The 20,364-nt window shown below is 46.8% G+C and carries 20 protein-coding genes and 1 pseudogene; 11 read left to right on the top strand and 10 right to left on the bottom strand.

Features of this window, described 5'->3' with window-relative positions; translation table 11 throughout:
• Window positions 1-40: 40 nt before the first annotated feature.
• The 4 genes from QUA02_RS10775 (at window position 41) to QUA02_RS10760 (ending at window position 3,427) form a co-directional block, all read left to right on the top strand.
• Entirely contained in the window at window positions 41-157 is a 117-nt protein-coding gene (locus tag QUA02_RS10775; RefSeq protein ID WP_015174678.1) for a photosystem I reaction center subunit VIII, read from the top strand.
• A gap of 795 nt (window positions 158-952) precedes the next feature.
• Window positions 953-1,507: a hypothetical protein gene (locus QUA02_RS10770; RefSeq protein ID WP_333027386.1), complete on the top strand. Its 555-nt coding sequence runs from the start codon at window positions 953-955 to the stop codon at window positions 1,505-1,507.
• Window positions 1,508-1,645: 138 nt separating this feature from the next.
• Entirely contained in the window at window positions 1,646-2,533 is an 888-nt protein-coding gene (locus QUA02_RS10765; RefSeq protein ID WP_333027384.1) for a hypothetical protein, read from the top strand.
• Window positions 2,534-2,710: 177 nt separating this feature from the next.
• Complete coding sequence (locus tag QUA02_RS10760) at window positions 2,711-3,427, top strand: DUF2996 domain-containing protein (protein ID WP_333027383.1); 717 nt, start codon at window positions 2,711-2,713, stop codon at window positions 3,425-3,427.
• A gap of 364 nt (window positions 3,428-3,791) precedes the next feature.
• On the opposite strand, the gene QUA02_RS10755 is transcribed toward QUA02_RS10760, so the two are convergent.
• Both QUA02_RS10755 and QUA02_RS10750 read right to left on the bottom strand, forming a co-directional pair.
• Complete coding sequence (locus QUA02_RS10755) at window positions 3,792-4,613, bottom strand: alpha/beta fold hydrolase (RefSeq protein WP_333027468.1); 822 nt, start codon at window positions 4,611-4,613, stop codon at window positions 3,792-3,794.
• A gap of 100 nt (window positions 4,614-4,713) precedes the next feature.
• On the bottom strand, window positions 4,714-5,439 hold the full coding sequence (locus QUA02_RS10750) for a lysophospholipid acyltransferase family protein (RefSeq protein ID WP_333027381.1): 726 nt from the start codon (window positions 5,437-5,439) through the stop codon (window positions 4,714-4,716).
• A 296-nt stretch (window positions 5,440-5,735) separates the two neighbouring features.
• Here QUA02_RS10750 and QUA02_RS10745 point away from each other — a divergent pair, with 296 nt between their 5' ends.
• The 5 genes from QUA02_RS10745 to QUA02_RS10725 all read left to right on the top strand — a co-directional run bounded on the left by QUA02_RS10745 (window position 5,736) and on the right by QUA02_RS10725 (window position 9,334).
• Window positions 5,736-6,050 (top strand): hypothetical protein, encoded by a 315-nt coding sequence (locus QUA02_RS10745; RefSeq protein ID WP_333027379.1) that lies wholly within the window; start codon window positions 5,736-5,738, stop codon window positions 6,048-6,050.
• Window positions 6,051-6,177: 127 nt separating this feature from the next.
• Window positions 6,178-7,905 carry a succinate dehydrogenase/fumarate reductase flavoprotein subunit gene (locus tag QUA02_RS10740; RefSeq protein ID WP_333027377.1) on the top strand — a complete coding sequence of 576 codons (1,728 nt, stop codon included), beginning with the start codon at window positions 6,178-6,180 and terminating at the stop codon, window positions 7,903-7,905.
• A gap of 255 nt (window positions 7,906-8,160) precedes the next feature.
• The gene (locus QUA02_RS10735; protein WP_333027376.1) at window positions 8,161-8,733 is read left to right on the top strand and encodes a hypothetical protein; all 573 of its coding nucleotides are present in this window, start codon (window positions 8,161-8,163) and stop codon (window positions 8,731-8,733) included.
• 170 nt (window positions 8,734-8,903) lie between these two features.
• A complete protein-coding gene (locus QUA02_RS10730) occupies window positions 8,904-9,128 on the top strand; it encodes a hypothetical protein (protein ID WP_333027374.1) in 225 nt (74 codons plus the stop codon).
• A complete protein-coding gene (locus QUA02_RS10725) occupies window positions 9,128-9,334 on the top strand; it encodes a type II toxin-antitoxin system RelE/ParE family toxin (protein ID WP_333027373.1) in 207 nt (68 codons plus the stop codon). The genes QUA02_RS10730 and QUA02_RS10725 overlap by 1 nt, the downstream gene beginning before the upstream one ends.
• A gap of 112 nt (window positions 9,335-9,446) precedes the next feature.
• Here QUA02_RS10725 and QUA02_RS10720 read toward each other — a convergent pair whose 3' ends face one another.
• The 3 genes from QUA02_RS10720 to QUA02_RS10710 all read right to left on the bottom strand — a co-directional run bounded on the left by QUA02_RS10720 (window position 9,447) and on the right by QUA02_RS10710 (window position 11,946).
• The gene (locus QUA02_RS10720) at window positions 9,447-10,337 is read right to left on the bottom strand and encodes a Uma2 family endonuclease (RefSeq protein WP_333027372.1); all 891 of its coding nucleotides are present in this window, start codon (window positions 10,335-10,337) and stop codon (window positions 9,447-9,449) included.
• A 137-nt stretch (window positions 10,338-10,474) separates the two neighbouring features.
• Window positions 10,475-11,386, bottom strand: coding sequence for a tetratricopeptide repeat protein (locus tag QUA02_RS10715; RefSeq protein WP_333027371.1), 912 nt, complete (start codon window positions 11,384-11,386; stop codon window positions 10,475-10,477).
• A 323-nt stretch (window positions 11,387-11,709) separates the two neighbouring features.
• Entirely contained in the window at window positions 11,710-11,946 is a 237-nt protein-coding gene (locus QUA02_RS10710) for a hypothetical protein (RefSeq protein WP_333027370.1), read from the bottom strand.
• 30 nt (window positions 11,947-11,976) lie between these two features.
• Between QUA02_RS10710 and patR the strand changes: the two genes are divergently transcribed.
• Window positions 11,977-13,224: a heterocyst master regulator PatR gene (gene patR, locus QUA02_RS10705; protein WP_333027369.1), complete on the top strand. Its 1,248-nt coding sequence runs from the start codon at window positions 11,977-11,979 to the stop codon at window positions 13,222-13,224.
• A gap of 79 nt (window positions 13,225-13,303) precedes the next feature.
• Here the strand turns inward: patR and QUA02_RS10700 are convergent, their stop codons facing one another.
• Window positions 13,304-14,479 (bottom strand): homocysteine biosynthesis protein, encoded by a 1,176-nt coding sequence (locus QUA02_RS10700; protein ID WP_333027367.1) that lies wholly within the window; start codon window positions 14,477-14,479, stop codon window positions 13,304-13,306.
• Between the two features lie 339 nt (window positions 14,480-14,818).
• On the opposite strand from QUA02_RS10700, the pseudogene QUA02_RS10695 reads away from it, so the two are divergent.
• Window positions 14,819-15,412: pseudogene (locus tag QUA02_RS10695) on the top strand (Uma2 family endonuclease).
• 252 nt (window positions 15,413-15,664) lie between these two features.
• On the opposite strand, the gene QUA02_RS10690 reads toward QUA02_RS10695, so the two are convergent.
• The 4 genes from QUA02_RS10690 to QUA02_RS10675 all read right to left on the bottom strand — a co-directional run bounded on the left by QUA02_RS10690 (window position 15,665) and on the right by QUA02_RS10675 (window position 20,290).
• Window positions 15,665-16,834, bottom strand: coding sequence for an AI-2E family transporter (locus QUA02_RS10690; protein ID WP_333027365.1), 1,170 nt, complete (start codon window positions 16,832-16,834; stop codon window positions 15,665-15,667).
• Between the two features lie 172 nt (window positions 16,835-17,006).
• A complete protein-coding gene (locus QUA02_RS10685; RefSeq protein WP_333027363.1) occupies window positions 17,007-17,624 on the bottom strand; it encodes a Uma2 family endonuclease in 618 nt (205 codons plus the stop codon).
• Between the two features lie 239 nt (window positions 17,625-17,863).
• Window positions 17,864-19,987, bottom strand: a complete 2,124-nt coding sequence (locus tag QUA02_RS10680; protein WP_333027361.1) for an O-linked N-acetylglucosamine transferase, SPINDLY family protein — start codon at window positions 19,985-19,987, stop codon at window positions 17,864-17,866.
• Between the two features lie 114 nt (window positions 19,988-20,101).
• A complete protein-coding gene (locus tag QUA02_RS10675) occupies window positions 20,102-20,290 on the bottom strand; it encodes a hypothetical protein (protein ID WP_333027359.1) in 189 nt (62 codons plus the stop codon).
• Between the last annotated feature and the right edge of the window lie 74 nt (window positions 20,291-20,364).

Below are 20,364 nucleotides of genomic sequence, written 5' to 3'. Positions count from 1 at the left end.
CCCTGTTGGAACACACTAACTTTAGTTTGGAGAATTTGATATGACAGGTTCCTACGCTGCTTCTTTCTTGCCTTGGATTTTGATTCCGGTAATTACCTGGCTGATGCCAGTTGTGGTAATGGGTTTGTTGTTTATCTACATTGAAAGCGACGCCTGATCGGTACGCGCAGAGCAAGACCTAAGTTGGAAGACTGACAGACAAATGTTCTGAAACCTCTCTCATAAATCTAGGGAAAATCAGAAAAAATTGTTTTGAGATTGCTGGTAATTAGAAAATTTGGTTTCTTTACCCCAACCCCCAGACTTGACTGTGTGGAGCAATCTTTCTGTCTTCTTCCATCTAAGTTCGCGATCGCGAAAAATCCTCTGCCGTGCGGGCAGAGGATTTTTTTACAAAGATTTTTTTCCCGCAGCACAAATCATCCGCTCGTACAAGACAAATTGCGAATTCCTGAGCCACAATTGTTATCATAAAATGGGGTTTAAAACCCCGTCCTTCTAGGACGGCTTTAATTTGTTAAATCCTTTTTCAAAGAACACGAAAATGTTGGTTTTTGTGGTATATTAGAACAGTCAAGGTTAAACTCGCAACGCCATCGTGAAACGGGGACTCAGACACACTTCTAGGCGTAAACCGGGGGACAAAGAGCGGCGAAAACTCGCTATACAGCTAGGGGCTTAATACAGCCTCACAACCAGAAAAACAAACAATTCATTTTTGTTAGGTAGGGTAGGGCATACCCGAACTCTAGGTCAATATCCTAGTACGCTTTTGGAGATAGACTCGCTTACGGGTGACTGCGAATCAGGCTCGTTAATTGGTAGGATGCCTACGGTTAAAAAGTTTGAGTATTGCCGCAAGGACGTAGCACTTAAAGGTCAGTCGCTGAATTAAGAATCCCCACACCTTTAGGTTGGGGAGTGTCAAGGAAACTATATTAAGGAGACAGCGATGCCATTTCCCTCCGCGCGCAAAATCTTAGCTCCATTCCTGATCTCGGTACTCTTGTTAGTCACCGCTTGCGGTCAAACTCAGGCGCCCTCTCGCTGGGACAAAGCCCAGCAGGAAAGCACCCAAAAACCTGGTAACGCCCAGCAGACAACTGCTGACAAATCAACTGCTCAAAATCAAAACTTGCCCAAGAAGGCAGTCGCAGGTGGCAAGTTAAATAAATACTTCCCGTCTTCTGGCGGTGGATTCGATCGCGTCTTCGCTCAAGAAAAATCCGGTTTTGCTGAAGCTAAGCTCAACAAAGGCGGTAAAAATGTCGCGATGCTCTCGATTAACGACATCGCCGGCAACCCCTCGGCAGGCGCAAAATTTCAGCAAAGTACCAAGCAAATCGGCGGCTATCCGGCTGTCTCTCAAGGTGCTAATATCACCGCTGTTTTAGTGGCAAATCGCTATCAGGTGAAAGTTCAATCCCGCGATCCCTCTTTTACCGCTAGCGATCGCGAAGCTTGGCTGTCAAAATTTAATCTCGGCGGCCTCGCCAGCGTCAAGTAGCAATGTCTCTTGTCAAACTCCGCGCCCGACTCCTGTCGGGCGCTAGGACAACTAAGTCTGCCACAATGAGACTGTAAAGTTTTTGCCATCGGCCAAAAGTAATACCTTTGATTCCCGTTCCAGCATAAGGAGTTTTTTGTGAGCAAAACAGTCTTTGAATTAGTCGATAACCTGCCTAAAGACAACATGACTGTCAAAGCCCTGCGAGCGCTTGACTTTGTGGTTCCCGGCGAGTGGAACAATTTAGTGGGCTTTGAAAATACCATTCGCACCGTTACTGGCGAAACTGACGAAGAACTGATCCAGCAAATTGGCGATCGCGCCATCTACCTCTACAACGATAAGTCTCAGGGCTATCAGCGCGCTCTGTGGCTTTACCAAACTATTGACAGTGCCGACAAGGCTTTGGGCAGTGCCGCCCTCGCTAATAAGGTTGCGGAAAATGTCTCGTTTTTATCGTTCCTCGGCAATATCACTCCCAAGGCTGAAAAAGCTCAAACGATCGACCTTTCTTTGAAGTTAGTCACTGAGTTGCTGGCTTTTTGCCAAATCAACGGCCTTCCCGGCGACAGCATCGGCGATTTTGCCGGGGCTTTGGGCGACTACGGCGGCGAATCCCTGATGCGGATGGCTGCTTTGGTTTGTTTTGACGGTTTGATTCCTTTGGGCCCAGACTTTATCCTCGCCACTCAGTCTTGGATTCAAAAGCTCTCCCCCAGCGATTTGCAAGATAATCAGGCGTTTAAATCGATCGGCGACCAGATTCCAGGGGGCTCTCCCGCAGGCAAACTCGGCTTCATCGGCGAAAGCTTTAACTCGGTTTCTGGCTGGATGAGCTCTTTTGTCAGCGATCGAGGTTTGACTCCCCAAAACGTACTCGGCCACTTGCAGAATTTTGTGGAAATTTCTGCTGACAAGGTGGACTACGTGGGCGCATTCCTCGACATAAGTACCAACTACTACGAACACACCGGTGTTCAAACTCTCGCCCGCCGTTTGATTGAACGAGCTGTCGCTGAGATTTAGAATAACCACAGGAGTTGCGATCTTTGCGGGCGATCGTCCTGACAGTGTTGTGAGTTCAAATTTTTTGGAAGGAGCAATTCTCTCAGGTTGGTTTTCCACAAAAAGTGCGGGCGATCGACTTTCTCGATCGCCCGCTTGCTCAACTCACATACCGATCACTTTTAAAAGGAAGCGTTAATGCCAGAAGAACCGCAAAATCCTACTGCTGGAGAATCGGAAACTTCCACTGCTGCGATCGAGAACGCCCCAAGTTCCGACGCACCCGATACAACCGACTTGCCCGGCGCTGACAAGCCTCAGACTGCTGCTAAAAAGCCCGCAGCCAAGAAAGAACCGAAAAATCCTACCGCTGGAGAATCGGAAACTCCCACTGCTGCGATCGAGAACGCCCCAAGTTCCGACGCACCCGAGACAACCGACTTTCCCAGCACTGACAAGCCTCAAGCGGCTGCTAAAAAACCCGCAGCCAAGGCTGAAGGCGACAAGCCCCCAGCTAAAGCTAAAAAGGAAAAAGCACCTGCTGTTGAAGACAAGCCGTTTGCTGAATTTATGCAACAAGATTATTTGCCCGCCTTGCAAACTGCTTTGACTAAGCAGGGTGTTAAGGATTTAGAGGTAAGTTTGGCAAAGCAAAAACTCCCCGTTGCAGGCATGAGCTCCGCCGGGGATTGCTGGCAGGTAATTGGGAAATTCCAAGAAGGTCAGCGCCAATTTAACCTGTATTTTCCTCAAGAAAATATTCAAAGTCAAAGGGCGTTTTCCTGCGCTGAAAATAATACCAAAACCAGCACTTTAGAGCCTTTTTTGATAGACGAGCGCAAGGTGACTCTAGACCTCATGGTGTTTGGTGTCGTTCAGCGGCTTAACGCTCAAAAATGGCTGAATCTTAATTAGTTAATTGGGCATTGGGCATTGGGAATTGCGAATCGGGAATTGGGCATTGGTAATTGATAACATCATGTCCGGGTAATCCTGATAATTATTGTCCAGTGCGAGCTTCTAGCTCGCGAGCTAAGCTGTTCCGCATCTAAATTGTATTTTTTGGGCGGGCGAGACGCCCACCCCACAAGACTTTTCTTAAACTTGACTATACAATTTAAATGCACTTCAGCTTAGAAGCTCGCACTGTAGTCGTAATCGATTGACCGGACATAATATAATTGGTAATTGCTGACGCCGATAAGATTGTTTTTCGGAGATGCCCAATGCCCAATGCCCGATGCCCAATGCCCCATCCCCAATTACCCATTACTAATAACTAATGACTGCTGACTAATGCCAGATTTTCTTCGGATTTTGTCAAAAAATTGCGAGCTTGCATAATCGCGTAAAGGTCAACATCTGTTTCTAACAAACAAGCATGACCGCTGTTAGCCAGCATCACCATTTCAGCATTCGGAATTACCTTGACTAACAGCTTCGCTTCTGCTATGGAAGGCAGCAGCCGATCGGCACCGCTAGCAATTACTAGCGTCGGCTGTTTGATGCCGTGCAACTGATTTTCGTCAACATTAAACGATCGCACTAACGCCAATCTCCACACAGACGTGTGTTGCGGTACGGCTTGCATCGCTTCTAGCAAAGCGCGGCGGTCGTCGCGCGCAATCTTTCCTAACGATGCTAATATCGGCAAAAGACCGATTACCGACAGCGGATAAAGGTTGGTCGGCAGCCACTGAGTCAGGTGGGAACCCCACTGCACCCAAGGCTGCTGTCGGAATGAAGAAGCTGGATTGACTAAAATTAATCGATCGCACAATTGGGGAGCTTCTAAAACAATTTTCATCGCTAAACAGCCCCCAAATGACTCGCCGCACAGATAAACCGGCCGCTGCTGCTTTCCGGTTTGCTTTTCTGCTTCAATTAAGGCAATTGTTTCTCTAACCAGTACATCCCAACTGGCCATGTCGTCAGCCGGTAAAGTTAAGCAGCGAATGTCGAAATCATTTGCTAATTTAGAAATTTGCGGCCGCAGCAGCAAACCGCTGCCATCCATACCGGGCAAAAATACAAATAAAGGGCGATCGGCGATCGGCGGTTTCGGGGTTAGAAAACGAACCTTGTTGTTAGCATTTGGCATGATTAAAGTCAATCGATTTTAGATTTTAGATTTTAGATTAAAGAATTGGAAATCTGACACCAGCCAACAGTCAACAGTCAACAGTCAACAGTCAACAAACTTACAAACACCCTCGTTGGAGCAATTGTGCAATTTCCCCCTGACAGCGATCTGTGAGTTCAGCCACAACTGCTTTGGCTTTTTTGCCTCGATATTGCTGCTGTCGATCGACAGTAATCCAGTAAGGGCGACCGATTAAAACATTCACTCGCTGATAAATTATCACAGGATGCCACCCAGCTCGATCGAACAGCGGTTCCGAAGGATCGAACAAGCTCAACAACTTGAGCGGTACACCCGATCGCACCGACTGTTCCTCCATCGAACCAATCGCCACCGGCAAAACCGCCAAATCCCGCACCGGAGCCCGCAAAGCCAAATGAGCAAATCCCCGCTGAAACTTCCCCACAGTATTGGGCCCAGTAAAATTCACCATCGGTTCTGCACCCTCTGGAAACACCCCCACCATCTCCCTATTTTGCAGCAGGGCCGTCGCCTGAGAGAAAAAATGCTGCTGTCGGTGTTCCGGTGCTTCCAAAGGGAAAGCGCCGAAAGAAGTGACCAATTCGCGAACCACCGGGACTTGACCCATGTAGTGATGGCAAGCAAAGCGGATCGATCGACCCAAAGCCGCCGTTAGCAGCACAGGATCTAAGAAACTGCGGTGATTGCTCACCACCAGCACCGGACTCTCTTGGGGAATCCGGTCTTCGCGGTGCACAAACATCTGCGTTCCCAGACCAGCCAGGAAACAGCGCGAAATCAGCAATGTGCTCTCTGAAGACATGGGCGAAAAGACAGGTGCGACGCTATAAAGGTTTAATTCATCCCCATGCAGCTTAACATTACTTTACCAAGTCGGGGCTCCCTCAAAAAGTAGACTTCCCCTTATGCCTTTGTTTCGGCAAAATTTCCCAGTCCGGAGCGAAAATTTATAAAGTGTTGTTGCAAACTTCTATAAAAATGTTTAAAACAGCCCTAAAACCAGGTTTCTGCAGCTAAACTTAGAAATTTACAGTCGGCATTGACGCACTGTCAAAGTATTTTTGGACAAGTCGTAATAGCAATCTCCCGAGGCATCAAATGAATGACATCCACAACTATCGCCTTAAATGTACCCTCACGTTTGGCGACATTTACGGTCAAATCATTGTTTGGCTAATAGTTATTTTCCTAAGTCTAGCGTCGGCACTCGCCCTGTGGAGCAGCGCTCGCCAAATCTACGCCTTGGCTACCGTCGGCTTAATTTTAGTGCTGTCTCTGCCCTTCTTGCTGTTTGCTTTCGTTACGACTCTGCTCAATAACATTCAAGTGCTTTCCGTAGACCCCGCCAGCCAAGCTCAACCTTCTGCAACGGGAAATCAGTCCAATCAGCAGTCTGTCGAAACCCTCGGCTAGTACAATTTGAGATTTTCAATTCAATTTAGAACTAAAAATCAAAAGTTAAAAACTTCCTTACCTTTGGGTGAGGACTTTTTTATGTATCAATGTATGTAAAGGAGAACACTCAAAATAATTCAAAAAAATGCTAGAACACGACGTAATCATTGTAGGCGGCGGTTTAGCAGGTTGCCGCGCGGCGGTGGAAATTGCCCGGACTGACCCCAGTTTAAAGGTAGCTGTAGTTGCCAAAACTCACCCGATTCGATCGCACTCCGTCGCAGCCCAAGGCGGCATGGCATCCAGCCTGCAAAATGTCGATCCCGAAGACAGTTGGAAAGCCCACGCCTTCGACACAGTAAAAGGTTCAGACTATTTAGCCGACCAAGACGCGGTAGAAATCCTCACCCGCGAAGCGCCCGGTGTGGTCATCGATTTAGAACACATGGGAGTCCTCTTTTCCCGTCTCCCAGACGGCAGAATTGCCCAGCGCGCTTTTGGCGGACATTCCCACCGCCGCACCTGCTACGCCGCCGACAAAACCGGTCACGCCATCCTCCACGAATTAGTCAATAATCTGCGCCGTTGCGGAGTTCACATCTATCAGGAGTGGTATGTCACGCGCCTGATTTTGGAAGAAGGTCAAGCCAAGGGCGTAGTTATGTACCGCCTGCTAGACGGTCAAATTGAGGTTGTCCGTGCTAAGGCGGTGATGTTTGCTACGGGGGGTTACGGCCGGGTTTACAACACGACCTCGAACGATTACGCCTCGACTGGAGACGGTTTGGCGATGACGGCTTTAGCTGGATTGCCGCTGGAAGATATGGAATTCGTGCAGTTTCACCCGACGGGTTTGTATCCCGTGGGAGTGTTGATTTCCGAGGCTGTGCGGGGCGAAGGCGCTTATTTGATTAATTCAGAGGGGGAACGTTTTATGGCGAATTATGCCCCCTCGCGGATGGAATTAGCACCCAGAGATATTACATCCAGGGCCATTTCCTTAGAAATTCGCGCAGGCCGAGGAATCAATGTTGACGGTAGTGCCGGCGGCCCATTTATTTACATGGATTTGCGGCACATGGGACGCGAAAAAATCATGAGCAAAATTCCGTTTGCTTGGGAAGAAGCCCACCGTTTGCTAGGAATTGATGCCGTAAATCAGCCGATGCCCGTCCGCCCTACCGTTCACTATTCAATGGGGGGAATTCCTACTAATGTTAGCGGGCAAGTTCGCAGCAGTTCTGAGGGTTTGGTGGACGGTTTCTTTGCAGCCGGCGAAGCAGCTTGCGTGTCGGTTCACGGCGCCAACCGTTTGGGCAGCAATTCGCTGTTGGAATGCGTCGTTTACGGCAAAGTTACGGGCGCAACCATAGCACAATTCGTACAAAATCGCAAGTTGCCGACAGTAGATGAACAGCGTTATATTACGGAAGCAAAAGAACAAATTCAGGCACTTTTAGAACGTCCCGGGAAATACCGAATCAATCAAGTGCGGCAGCAGTATCAAGATACTATGACTGAGTATTGTGGTGTATTTCGTAGCGCCGAATTGATGCAGGAAGGTTTAAAGAAATTGGAGGATTTAGAGCGACAATATGAGGAGGTTTACTTAGACGATAAAGGCAAGTTGTGGAATACGGAAATTGTCGAAGCTTTGGAGTTGCGGAGTTTGATAATTGTCGGAAAAATGATTTTAACTTCTGCTTTGAACCGGCAGGAAAGTCGGGGAGCTCATTCGCGGGAAGATTTTCCGCAGCGGGATGACGGAAATTTCTTGAAGCATACAATGGCGTATTATTCGCCTGCGGGGATTGATTTGGCTTATATGCCGGTGGCGATTACGATGTTTGAGCCGCAGGAGAGGAAGTATTAATTTGTAGGGTGGGCAGTTCGCACCTTACTAATTGACAACTACAGGTTCGCCAAGCATAGATATGCTCAACCATATTTTGCTAGCTGTCAAAGCCGAACGTTTTTCAAACAGTCCTGGACGCACTCGGACAAAAGAAACCGGGTTTTTTACCCACTCTGCAGGCTGCAACAAAGTATTTTTGTAGAAAAACCCGGTTTCTGGGCCCCATGCGTCCTTTCAGAAATAAAAATTGCAACCAATACCAGAGGTAAGCAAGTGAATAGAGAAAATGCTGACATCAGAAAAAACACCGTAAGGGAAGTTTGTGAAAAAAAATTAGTAGAGCTTTTGGAGGTAAGCGACGACTTTGGAAAATTCATGCCCAAGCATAGAATCGGTTATGTAAGGCTGACATGGAACTGGAAAAATATGACTCTTTTACCTCCAGAAATAGTCAGACCTTCTCAGAATTTACCTAAAAATATTCTGGATACTTTTGAACGTCACCTTTGGTATTCTAGACATAGCATCAGCGATATTTATCTGGTCAAGGTTCCTGTTGAAAGTCGAGATGCTTTTTTCTTTGCGTTTCAGGGGCACTGTCACGATGGCTGGGATAACAGTTGTCGGTTATTTGAGGTATTGGATGAACAAGGGGAGTCTCTCGGCTCTGGTGACGTTTGCGATCGCAGAGGAGATGTAATTCCTAAAACGTACATTAATTGGACGGATCGACAGCTAGATGGTCGAGACTACTACAGGGAAGCACCTCCCTGGGAGGGAGATCCGCCGCCAGAAGATTATTCTTATCAACACGATGGACAACCTATCTGGTGGTCAGAAAAGTAAACACAATCTACTGAGTTTGCTGTTTATTCAACTCTGGGAGATGACTGCAAACTTCGCAGTGTTATACTGCTTTTATCGTATGATTCCAAACAAGTAAAAACTGGTAGCATAGGATAAATCTTGCTAAAAACATAAAAAATCTCGTAGTTCTAAACAGTTCAAAATAACATATGAGTAAAACGACAGAGACATCTCAATTCCAGCAAGCTCTTGAAGCTGTAGAAGTTTTATCATTAGAAGATCAAGCCATGCTTCTAGATATTATTCAGAATCGCCTGCGACAACAGCGACGAAATGAATTACTCAATGAAGTGGCAGAAGCTCGTCAAGACTATGCTGAGGGCAATGTTAAATTTGGTTCGGTAGCCGATTTTATGGCGGAGTTGGATGATTGATGAAAATTGGTTGGACTCCCAAATCTATTCGTACTTTCAAAAAGTTAGTTCGTAAAAATCCTCAGCTTCGCCTTTTAATTGAAGCTACGCTAGAACTTTTGTCTGAAGACTGTTTTCATCCCAGCTTGCGAACTCACAAACTGACAGGAGATTTATCGGGTATCTGGTCGTGTTCAATAGATTACGATTATCGGATTTTATTTTAGTTTGTGACCGATCCCGAAGAGGAGGAGGAAGCTATTTTATTGCTCAAAATGGGTTCTCATGATGAAGTCTATTAAGACCGATCGCCCTTTTCCCCAATTCTCTCCCCCTATCTCACTCTCCAGCATTCTCCGTAACTTCCTCCACAGATAAACTTAACGCCTCCGCCACCTGTTCGGCACTCAAACCCATTCCCAACAACCGGGGAATTGCATCCCTTCTTGTCTGAGCTTCAGCTTGTTGTGCCTGCTCTGCACTGTCGGCTCGCAATCTTTCTTGTTCGGCTCTTTCCCGTTGTTGTTCCCCTCGCAATCTCTCCAATTGAGCCCGTTCATCGCCAATCAACAGCAAATTACCTTCCTCATCCCACCAACGCAGCCAAAGCATAGTTTGATTTTGATAACTACCTTGCCAAAGTCCCAATTCTATGCCTAAAGATGCAATGGGAAAATGACCGCGCTGATTGAGTTCTAACAGTTGATAATACCCCTCAATCAACCGATAAACTTCTAATCTACCGCTGTTAATTTCATAGATGCCGTAATAGGGAATTCGCATCACCTGTTCGTACACCCAAAACTTGCCCGGTTTCGTTACTACCCCTTCATCGGTACGAGATAAAGGAGTACGATCGCGCTCTTCATCGCCGTTCCCGCTAGCAAATTCCAACGCAATTAACGGTGCTATGTGTTCCCGCCACAGCACGTAGGAACGGCGAATTTGACCGTCTAAATTAGGAGGTACATTGGGAACATAAAACCAATCAGGAGCTTCTGCACCTTTTTCCGCCGGCTCGGTTTCTCGCCAGTAAATGCCGCAGTCTTGACCGATCGCATATTGTCCGTTGGGATGCCGCTCCTGCAAAATCGGGCCGATCGAATCAGTTAAAATTAAACTCTGCGGATGTTCCTGAAAATTTTTCACAAAATTACCATCCGACTCTGGTAATTGAGTGTGGTCGCCAAAAGCAGGAGGTAGAACAACGCGGTCAACGCTAGCAGTCATAATTCCCTCCGAGGTCTTACCTAATTGGTATTTAGTAATTGGTAATCTCAAATCTAGGTTAAAGAACGGGGCATGGGTAGGGACACAGCACTGCTGTGTCCTTACAGTTATAGGGTACTCAAAACTCAAAACTTTCCTTAAGGTTTTGGTAGCGCACCTTCAGGAGTTGGGGAAGCCGCAGGTTTGGGACTGGCATCTTCTGCTATTGGAGATGGCGAAGGAGTGCCGCTAGCTAACTGATTAATTTGGTCTTTATAGTTAGGAGGAGCTAACTCAGTAGCTTTATTAAACAGCGTTTTTGCTTCATCTGTTTTGCCCTGTTCCTTAAACACGATCGCCTTTGCTAAAGTCGGGCGAAAATCTTTCGGATTATTCTTAGCCGATTCGTCGTAAATCGCGATCGCCTCCTCGTACCGCTTCTGCACAGCATAAACCTGCCCCAAAATCAACTGCACCGAAGTTGTATCAATACTTTCCGGTTTCGCCTGATTTGCAGCCGGAGCCGCCTTCAGCGTATCTTGCAGCAGTCCGATCGCAGCTTCGGGCCGCTGCTGCACCAACAGCAAATTCACCAACCCCTGCAAAGCCTTAATTTCCCCAGGCTTAGACGCTAAAATTGACCGATAAGCCTGAGCAGCTCCTTCGCGATCGCCCGTGCGTTCTTTCGCCTGAGCCAGCAAAATCCCGTATTCAGTAGTTTCAGGATTCAGCGAAGCCAACTTTTCCAAAGGAGACACCACGTCCTTAATGCTCCCCACTCCTTGTCCGATCAACTCCAGCCGCACCTGCAAAAGTCCCCGCAGAGCCGTTACATTATCAGGTTCCCGCTGCAAAACCAATTCGTACCCCTTAGCCTGAGCTTGCAGCAACTCTGATTGCTTATCCCCAGACTGCGCCGTCTGAGTAGGCGTTGGAGTCGATCGACTTTGCACTTGGCTAGCCTTGAGAATACTGTCCAAAATTGGAACCAAAGAAAATCCCAAAAAAGCGATGAGCGAAAGCACCACCACCACAGTAATCAACCCGCGACGCTTGTTTGCTTTTTCCATAATTCAACTATCCCAACTTAAAATCTACTATTTTCTAAGAATTAACGCATCGCCAAGGGGCATCTGCCATTTAACTAGATCCATGCAACCATAAAAGTTCTTAACTTCAAAGTCCCAATTGACAAACCAGTCTTTTGCTTGCAGCTAATATGGTAACAGACCCACAACTCCACGCTAGCTAAACAATTTTGGACACAAAGACCCACAGCCCCAAGGACTGGGACTTCTGTCCAATTTAGTTTGGTTCAGCTAAAAATTACCGAAAAGATGGCGGATCGGCCCGTTAGGTAATTGGATTAAGTAAAATAGGCAGGCTGAATATCCTAAATGCTATTAGCCAGCAACGCCAGCTTTCGGGCGATATCGACCAAAGCCTTGGGTTCAAAAACTCTAAAACTCCTTGCCAGCAAGGATTTTAGCAGCCAGCGAACCCCGGAGGCAGTCATAGCGTTGAAAGTTGGCGTTGACGGGTCAAAACCAAACTTTCCGGCGCAAGCCCGCCTGTCTGGTGCTAGTAGTTTTGAAAGCAGTTTCTTCAGTTTATTCCTAATTTCCCTCAAGGGATGTGTCTCCGCTGCAAGGAGTTTTTTATGAACCCCTCTCCAAACCGCTCTTCCAAATCGCCCAAATCTACTTCAACTCGCAAGGCTCAGCCGAGCGAGCCGGCCGTCAATCAGCCCGCAGCTACAGCCTCCGTTCCCGAGACACCAGACGAAAGTCCGGTGCCTTCGGCGTTGGCTGCACCTGTTGACCAAGATCGACCACCAGCGCCAACGGACGCCCCAGCGCCAACGGACTCGCTGCAACGACCCCGCTACAGTTCTGCCCCCGATAAGGACAAAACAAAGCCAAAAGACCCGCCCAGCAATGCTCCTGCACCCTCGGAGCAAGCAGCGCCTGCGACCGGGGCCAGCGATACTCCAGCGCTCGCAGTCGCACCGCCCGCAACCCCCGATCCTGCTGCTAGCGAAAATCAGGTGGCCGAGGACATACCCTCCGTCATGCGCCAACATCCCATTCCTCCCCCCAGCGAACCCAGACAGTACCGAGCTGTTGGTTTGGTGCGGGGCCGCTACACCCAATCAGAAGAGCAATTCACCCGGGGTATGCTGATAGCTGCCGACGGAACTGCCATCGACGCAGTTTTGCTGGGTAGAGTCATGAGTTTAGTCAAAAATCACCTGGATCTGGAACAAGAACACCTGTGGGTGGTCTATCCCCGCACCAGGCAAGAAGACGGCAACTTGCACGCGCAGATTATGGGAGTTTGGGAGCCGGAAACGCTCAAGAAACCTCCCGAACCGTCCTCTGACGAGGAAAATCAGGAAGCAGCGGAGATTGAGACTAGCGCCGAAGCATCGACCGCATTGCCGCCCTCGGAACCTGATGTTGAAGATGGATATTTTTCGATTCGAGGCGAGGTGATTTATCAATCGCAAGAGGATGAAAAGTATGTCATCGTCAAAATCAAGCAAGCTCCCCGCAAGAATGACGACAAGATGAAGTTTTTTAAGTTGAAACTCAAGGGGGATTTAGCAACAAAGGCGCTCGGGTTTTTTTGGGATTTCCACGTCAAATTGCAAGCTGACAGTCTGATGATTGAGCAGGCAAATAATATTGGCGCCCTGCCGATCAAAAAGCGGAAATTCCCCCCAGGCAGCAAGAAGCCAGGCGGCTTCAAAGGAGGGGGAGGGAAGCGTCCCTTTACTCCTAAGCCCAGCGGTGATGGTACTCCTGTAGGGCGTCCTACCATCAAGTCCGCAGCAGCAGCACCACCGCCTGTCCCGAAGGAACCTCTTCCTAAGCCGGTCAAGAAGCCTAAGCCGATCGAGGAATAGAGCGATTTTAGATTTTAGATTTTAGATTAGTGCGATCGCGAAATAATCTAAAATCCCCAAATCGTAAATCTAAAATCCTTTATTCGAGCCTCACTTGGGCACCCCACAAATCTTGCGGGAGAAATACTCTATCGGTGGGTAGGGGAGCAACTGGGGCCGTGAGGGTAAATTGACCCGCTTCAATTTGCTGCTTCAATTCCAATGCTACTTGCCGGGACAGAAACATACTCGCAAGGGGGGCTGCCCGCACTGGTTTGCCCTCTATCAAAATACGACCTGTTTTTAATTGGGCATAGCTGACTAAACCGAATGTGGGACGAACGCGCCGGGGGATAGAGAAATCTACTACCGGCGCTACTATTTTTTTGTCTGATACTGCACAGTTGGCGACGACTGTTTCGTTTAAGACGGGAAAGGGGATGCCGACTCCCAGCATCAGGGATGGGCCGTAGTTTTTGAAGTAGCAGCCGCGCACCCATTTGGAGTTCATCTGTTTGGCGTCGCCGATGAGTGCGAGGGTGGCGGCCGGGCCGATGGGGGTGCGGTTGGGCTGGCGTTTTTGCAGCGGGAAGTGCTGGGTTCCTTCCCAGGTAATGTAGCCCTGAGCGCCTCCTAGGAAGATGCGGGTGCCGATGCCGATGAGTTGGAGGTCGGGGTCGTTTAGCAGGGGAGACATGGCTCCAAGGCTCGAATAGACTGCGTTGCCGAGGTTCGGTTGCAGGGGGCCGAGGTAGGTGAACAGCGGGCGATCGCCCCCGTTGACTCCTACAATAAAGTTTTGGTATGCGTTCCGGGGATTGAATAAATAAAACTGGTTGATGGTATCGCGGGTAATGGTGGTTTCAAAGGAGGCGCGGGGGTAGCAGTCTGTGACTTGTCCCAAGGCGCGCAACTGCACGGGTTTCCCAGCTATTAAGTCTTCGATGACGTGTCCGCCGCCCCGTTCGCGGGATTCTTCGCCGTCTTCGGCTACTTGGGTGGCTCCCAGGTACAAATCTACTGCCCCGAAGCCGGAGTAGGCTAAAACGCCGTCTAGCCAGCACTGGCGGATTTTTATCGGGGGGTCGGTATGGCCGAGGTTGATGATGGCGCCGGAGGATTCCATCGGCTCGAAGGTGCCGGAGGTAATCACATCGACTTCTTTGGCAGCTTGGGTAATGCTGGTTTCTTGAACTCGGATTTTGAGTTCTTCGATTGTCCAGACTGTGGCTTTGCCTTGGGTGATTTTATCGTTTATTTCGTCGATCGATCTCATAATTTTAGATTTTAGATTTTAGATTTTAGATTAATGGATTGATGCCTTGATGGATTTTAGATTTTGGATTTTGGATTTTGGATTGATGGATTGATGGATTGGCGATCGAGCAAAATGCAGTTTTGGCGATCGGGCGATAGTTTGAGATAAAAGAAATGTATTATAACTGAGATGTTGCACCATTCTCAATAAGCCTTTTATGAACAGGCATCTTGCCTCTTCCACAAGAAAATTCACTCTTCGTGGAACAGGCATCTTGCCTGTTCTCGATCATGATGCAAGATGTAAATTATAACGGATACAATAACAATATCATAAATCAAATAAAGGGCGATCGCCATGACTCAAGCAATATTAAAACCAGTAACCTTCGATGAATTTATTGACTGGTATCCTGAAAATTCTGAAAACCGTTACGAACTGCACAATGGAACTATTGTTGAGATGCCTAAAGCAACCGGAGAACATTCAGAAGTAGCCGGCTTCATCTGCCTGAAGCTAGGGATTGAAATCGAAAGGCTGAGGTTGCCCTACTTCGTTCCCAAAGAATGCGTTGTGAAAGCTGATAACGAGCTATCCGGTTACGAACCGGACGCGATCGTTTTGGACAGGCAAGGGACTGACAGCGAACCGAGATGGAAAAAGCAATCTCTCATTACAATGGGTATTTCTGTCCGGCTAATTGTCGAAGTTGTCAGTACCAATTGGCGGGATGATTACGGCTATAAATTGGTTGATTATGAAGCTTTGGGCATTTCTGAATAATGGATTGCGGACTATTTTGGACTTGGCGGCAGACGCTATATTGGCAATCCGAAACAACCTACTTTTTCAGTTTACCATTTGGTTGACGGTGAGTATCAGGTCAGTCAGTTTCGGGGGGAAGATAGAATTTTGTCGCCCACATTTCCCCAATTAAATTTGACGGTTTAACAAATTTTTAGCGCGGGACGAGATGCGGTTGAGAATGCGAGGCTTGAAGATAGTTAGTCTAGGGCGATCTTACCATAAGTTTACTAAGTTTGTCGTGAGGACTTTAGTCCTAAATCTGGGAATAAAGAAGGACTGTCTTCCTGACTACAAACCTGAATTATTAATTGTCATAAATAGCATAAGTTTGTAGTGAAGAGTTTAGTCCTAAATTTGGGAATAAAGAAGGACTGTCGTCCTTACTACAAACCTAAATTATTGATTTTTAGGGTTATTTTCTAAGTCCTCTGGGATGTCTGTTTTTTGTTCTGGAAGGCTTTCTGGCTTGTCCTGTTTTACTCCAATAGATTCGTACTCCTCATGAATAGCAGAATCGATCGCTGCTAGATTTCTAGGATTGGTGTGCCACTGGTTGAGAATGTCTTTAATTAAGACTTCTCTCACCCAAACTTGAGCGACAACGGTGAGAGGAAGGGCAAGCAACAAACCTAAAAATCCAAAAAACGTGGCGAAGAATACTTGAGCTATTAAGGTGACAGCAGGCAGTAGTGATACTTGCTGTGCCATAACGTAAGGGGTGAGGAGGTTGCTTTCAAATTGTTGAATTAGAAAGTAGAGGATTAAGACAAAACCGGATTGTAACGGAGAGTCTAAAAGTGCGATCGTCATTGGGGGGATGACGCTCAAACCAGGTCCGATATTGGGTATTAAGTTCAGAAAGCCCGCTACTACAGCGTGAGCTAGGGCTAAGGGAACTTGCAAAACAGATAAACCAATTAGACTGAGAAAAGTGATGACGCTCATGCTAATTAAAGCGCCGATCACCCATCTGCCGAGGGCTATTTCGCATTCATCTAAGATGCCATCGACTCGTCGCCGATAAAAAGAGGGAAATAGTTGTATAAATGCTTTGCGGTAAGATAGAGGTTCTGCTAATGTCATTAATGTCAAAACTATGACTAGCAAAAAGCTGAGAATAACGCCTAATGTGTTACCGACAAAGGCTCCGGCACCGCCGACGAGTTGGTTGAATATGGGTCGGAGTTGTTGGATAATGTCGTTAATATCAAGATTCGGTAGTCGCTGACCAATTTGTCCCGAAAAGCGAGTTTCAATCTGATCGATCCACTGATTTAATTTTGCTATTCCTTGAGGGGCTCTTTGGGTAAGTTGTTGAAACTGTTCGGCAAAGGGTGGTACAACGATCAGGAATAAGCCTACGAAGATGAGGACTAGGAAGCTAATTGAAAGTAAGACTGCGATCGATCTTTTGAGCCGAAATTTCTGCAAGTAGCGTGCTAGCCTATTTAAGGCAGTGGCTAAGACGACGGCGGCAAATAGCAGCAGTAGGGCTTGCCTGATTTGCCAGAGGATGTAACAAGATGCGATGAGGGCTAATAAGCCCATCCACTGTCCTAGCTTCATTAGATTTTAGATATTAGATTTTAGATTGAGGAATAGGGTATTGGGAATTGCTGCTTGCTAATTGCTCTGCAGCCCAGAAGCGATGAATCGCATCTCTACAAGATACAGCAGATACGCGCGATCGCATCTTTAATCACATACCCCTACTCGGACATTAGCATAAGCAGCCTCCTCATTTCCCTTTGGCGAACACCTGCTGCGCTGTCAGCTTCAATTCTGGGAAAGTTCGGGACTCAATACACTCGCCCCCTCTGAACAGTTTGACTTGGTATTCCCCGTCAACGAGTTGATAAATCGAAAAAGTAGGTTGTTTTGGATTACCAATAAACCGTCTGCCGCCCAATCCTAGATAATCTACAATCCAATATTCTTGAATGCCCATTGCCTCATAAGCCTCTAGTTTGCGGGCATAATCATCCTCCCAGTTAGTGCTAGTTACCTCGACGATTAGGGGGACGGATGAACCCATCGTGATAATTGATGATTTCTCCCATCGCGGCTCGTTTCCAATGGTTTGTTCGTTGAGTACAATGATATCAGGCTCATACCCTGATTCCTCGCGCATGGGTTTGATGACGCATTCTTTGGGGATGAAGTAGGGCAGTTGTAGCCGTCTGATTTCAAAGTTGAGATCCGCTAGGAGAAAACCTGTCAGTTTAGAATGTTTGCCTGTTGCTTTTGGCATTTCAACAATAGCTCCATTATGTAGTTCGTAGTGGTGTTCTGAATTCTCAGGATACCAGTCAATGAATTCATCGAATGTTACTAATTCTGGTATGATTTGAATCATGGTGAGTGCCTTTAGTTTGGTTTTGATCGCCCTAATCTATATTATAGGATTATATCAATTCCGGTTGCACTCAGACATGATATAGAGGAGACGGCAGTGCCGTTTCCCTACGCCAGATTAATTGTAGGGACACGGCACTGCCGTGTCCTGGCTACGCCAGATTAATTGTAGGGACACGGCACTGCCGTGTCCTGGGTGTGAGTAATATTAATTCCGATACTACCGGATTTGATATTACTCTAACCTTCAATTCTTTCTCGAACAACTTCTTGATAAAAAGCCTCTAACGCAGTCACGCAAACTCGATCGTCAAACAGATTACCTTGTCGCTGACTCATGCGTTGCGCAATATCTCGCCCCCACTCCGAATCTTTCCCCAACTTGACAGCAATTTCAATATACTCTACTTCGTTTTTGGCTATGGTGTCTGTCACTCGCAGCATTTTTAGAAAGCTATAAGCATGAAGTCCTCGCATAAATTCTCCCGGACAAGTTACTATGGGTAAATTGCAGGCGATCGCCTCCAAAGACGTATTCCCACCAGACCAAGTAAAAGTATCTAAAAAGACATCAGACAGAAAATTAATGGCTATGTAATCTTGTCGAGTTAAAATACTTCGGAACAAACAGTAATCTTCACTGTCAAGATTAACAGCAGCAAAAGCACGTTTTAATCGTTCCCGCAGCAGTTCGCCGCGCGGAAAAACAAACTGAGCTTGCGGAACGCGAAGGGCAATTTCTGCTAAAATAAAATCATATTGCGGTAAGTATTTGAAAGGGGCTTGGCAGCATAAATAAATAACGGCATCTTCTCGCAGGTTAAAATCTGACCTACTCAGGGTTAATTCACCAACCATTGGTTTTGGGTAAGCAACGCCAATATTCGGCAACTTAATTAAGGTTTCTGAGTAATGTGATTGTGCATTTTCCGGTTCCATCAATTCACTGGAAATGAAATAATCAATCGTCGGTAAACCAGAAGTGACAGGATGTCCCCACGCCGAACATTGTATGGGTGCAAGGCGCAAAGCTGCTATTTGGATAGTTGGTGCGTCCATGCCAATTTCTGGGAAGACAAGAATATGCAATTTGTCATCAATAATTTGTTGGCATACGGCTTTTAAGTTGTGGGGAATGTGGCGAAATTCTGTGCTGTATTGGCAAAATTGTTCTGTAATTGGATCGGGATCGTTACCCGTGTAGTAACAGTAAATTTCAAATTGTTTTGTGTCGGCATAACGCAACCAGCCAGTCAACCATAAAGTGCCGCTGTAGGAATGCAAATAACTAGAAATATAACCAACTCGAATTTTGCCATTTTCTAGCCGGGGAGGCATTGATTGCGGTTGCACCCACTGCGGATAGTTGGCGGCCATAACTTGATGGACTAAATTGGCATATTTTGACTGCGATTCAACAACATTGTGAGCCTGATATGCTAGGTAAAAATTAGTGAAGCTAGAAAAACCCCGGAAAGCATTAATTTTGTCTTCGGGAGTTTCTAGAGATGTTTGCTGAATCAATTTTTCTAATTCTAGGACAAATCTTTCCTTGTAAAATTGGATTTCATCTGAGGTGTCGTAAACAATCGGCAAGGTTAAGTGTTTTAAAAGTTGAAAAACATATTCATTAGGCAGTATTTTCGTTGCTCTTTCTGCACTTGATATAGCTTCTTGACTTCGTCCGTTTTGCTGGGAAATTTTGATGAGTTGAAAGTGCAGTTGTCCGGCTGTAGGGTAATGGCGGATGCCTGATTCAAGGATAGCGATCGCTTCTTCGATTCTGTTGAGGTTTCTTAAACACTCGCTTAAGTTAAAATACAGTTCTACATCTCCTGTCTGGGATACTAAAAACCTTTGATAGTGCTTAATGGCTGCTTCGTATCTTCCTTGAAGGTAGAGTTGGTTGCCAAATTCTCTCAACGCTAATGCTTGGGAGTCAAGGGTTATATCGCTAAGTTGTTCCAGTGCAACTACTGGGATTTTTTCAGTTCCAGAGTCGGCTATTGCTTGGTGATTTTCCGCATTCAACCTAATTCGATATTCGATATGTGGCAAAATCTCCAGCCACTGGCTTCGATTGAGGTTTTCCAATAAAATAATTTCTGGTTCGCAGCTAGTATCTAAATCTTCTTCCAGGAAAAGATTCATGACAATTGCTGATACAATTAGGCTGGTATCTAAGTCGGATTCTTCTAAACTTTCGCTGCTATCTATTACAAGAGTTAGGAAATCGCGATCGGGATGACTGACAAGACTCCTAATAATTTGTTTTAACTCTAAATAAAGAGATTCTTCTGGTTGGTTCCAATCAGGAAAAATCAGCAAATTTAAGGGTTTTAGATTTAAGGTGGCTAGATCCATGTGATTGTCTGTCTCATGTATATTGCTGGGTATAGAAGGCTTTTGCTGTGAGTGTTCGATCGCCCCTAGCTTAATTTAACTCGTCTTTGGGGGCGGGCGATCGCCCGATCGCCCCTATCTTGGCTGTTGGCGCGATCGCCAGCCGAGGATAGCTGCTACGATCAGGCTGGGGGTAAAGACGGCGATGAGGGCGTTGAGGTCGGTAGAGGGGATGGATAAGCTAGGCCCTGCGTACTTGATGGCTAGGGAAAGGGCGGCGGAGAGGGTGAATACTTTGAGGATGGGGCTAATGTTGGTGTTCATGGAGGTGGTAGTTGGTTGTATAATGAGGCATTGAGACTATTATCGCAAGTTTGTACTAAGCTCGGAAGTAATAA

Source organism: Microcoleus pseudofavosus SVA1_A4 (assembly GCF_036700565.1).
Classification (GTDB): domain Bacteria; phylum Cyanobacteriota; class Cyanobacteriia; order Cyanobacteriales; family Microcoleaceae; genus Microcoleus.
This window is presented reverse-complemented; position numbering and strand designations above follow the sequence as displayed.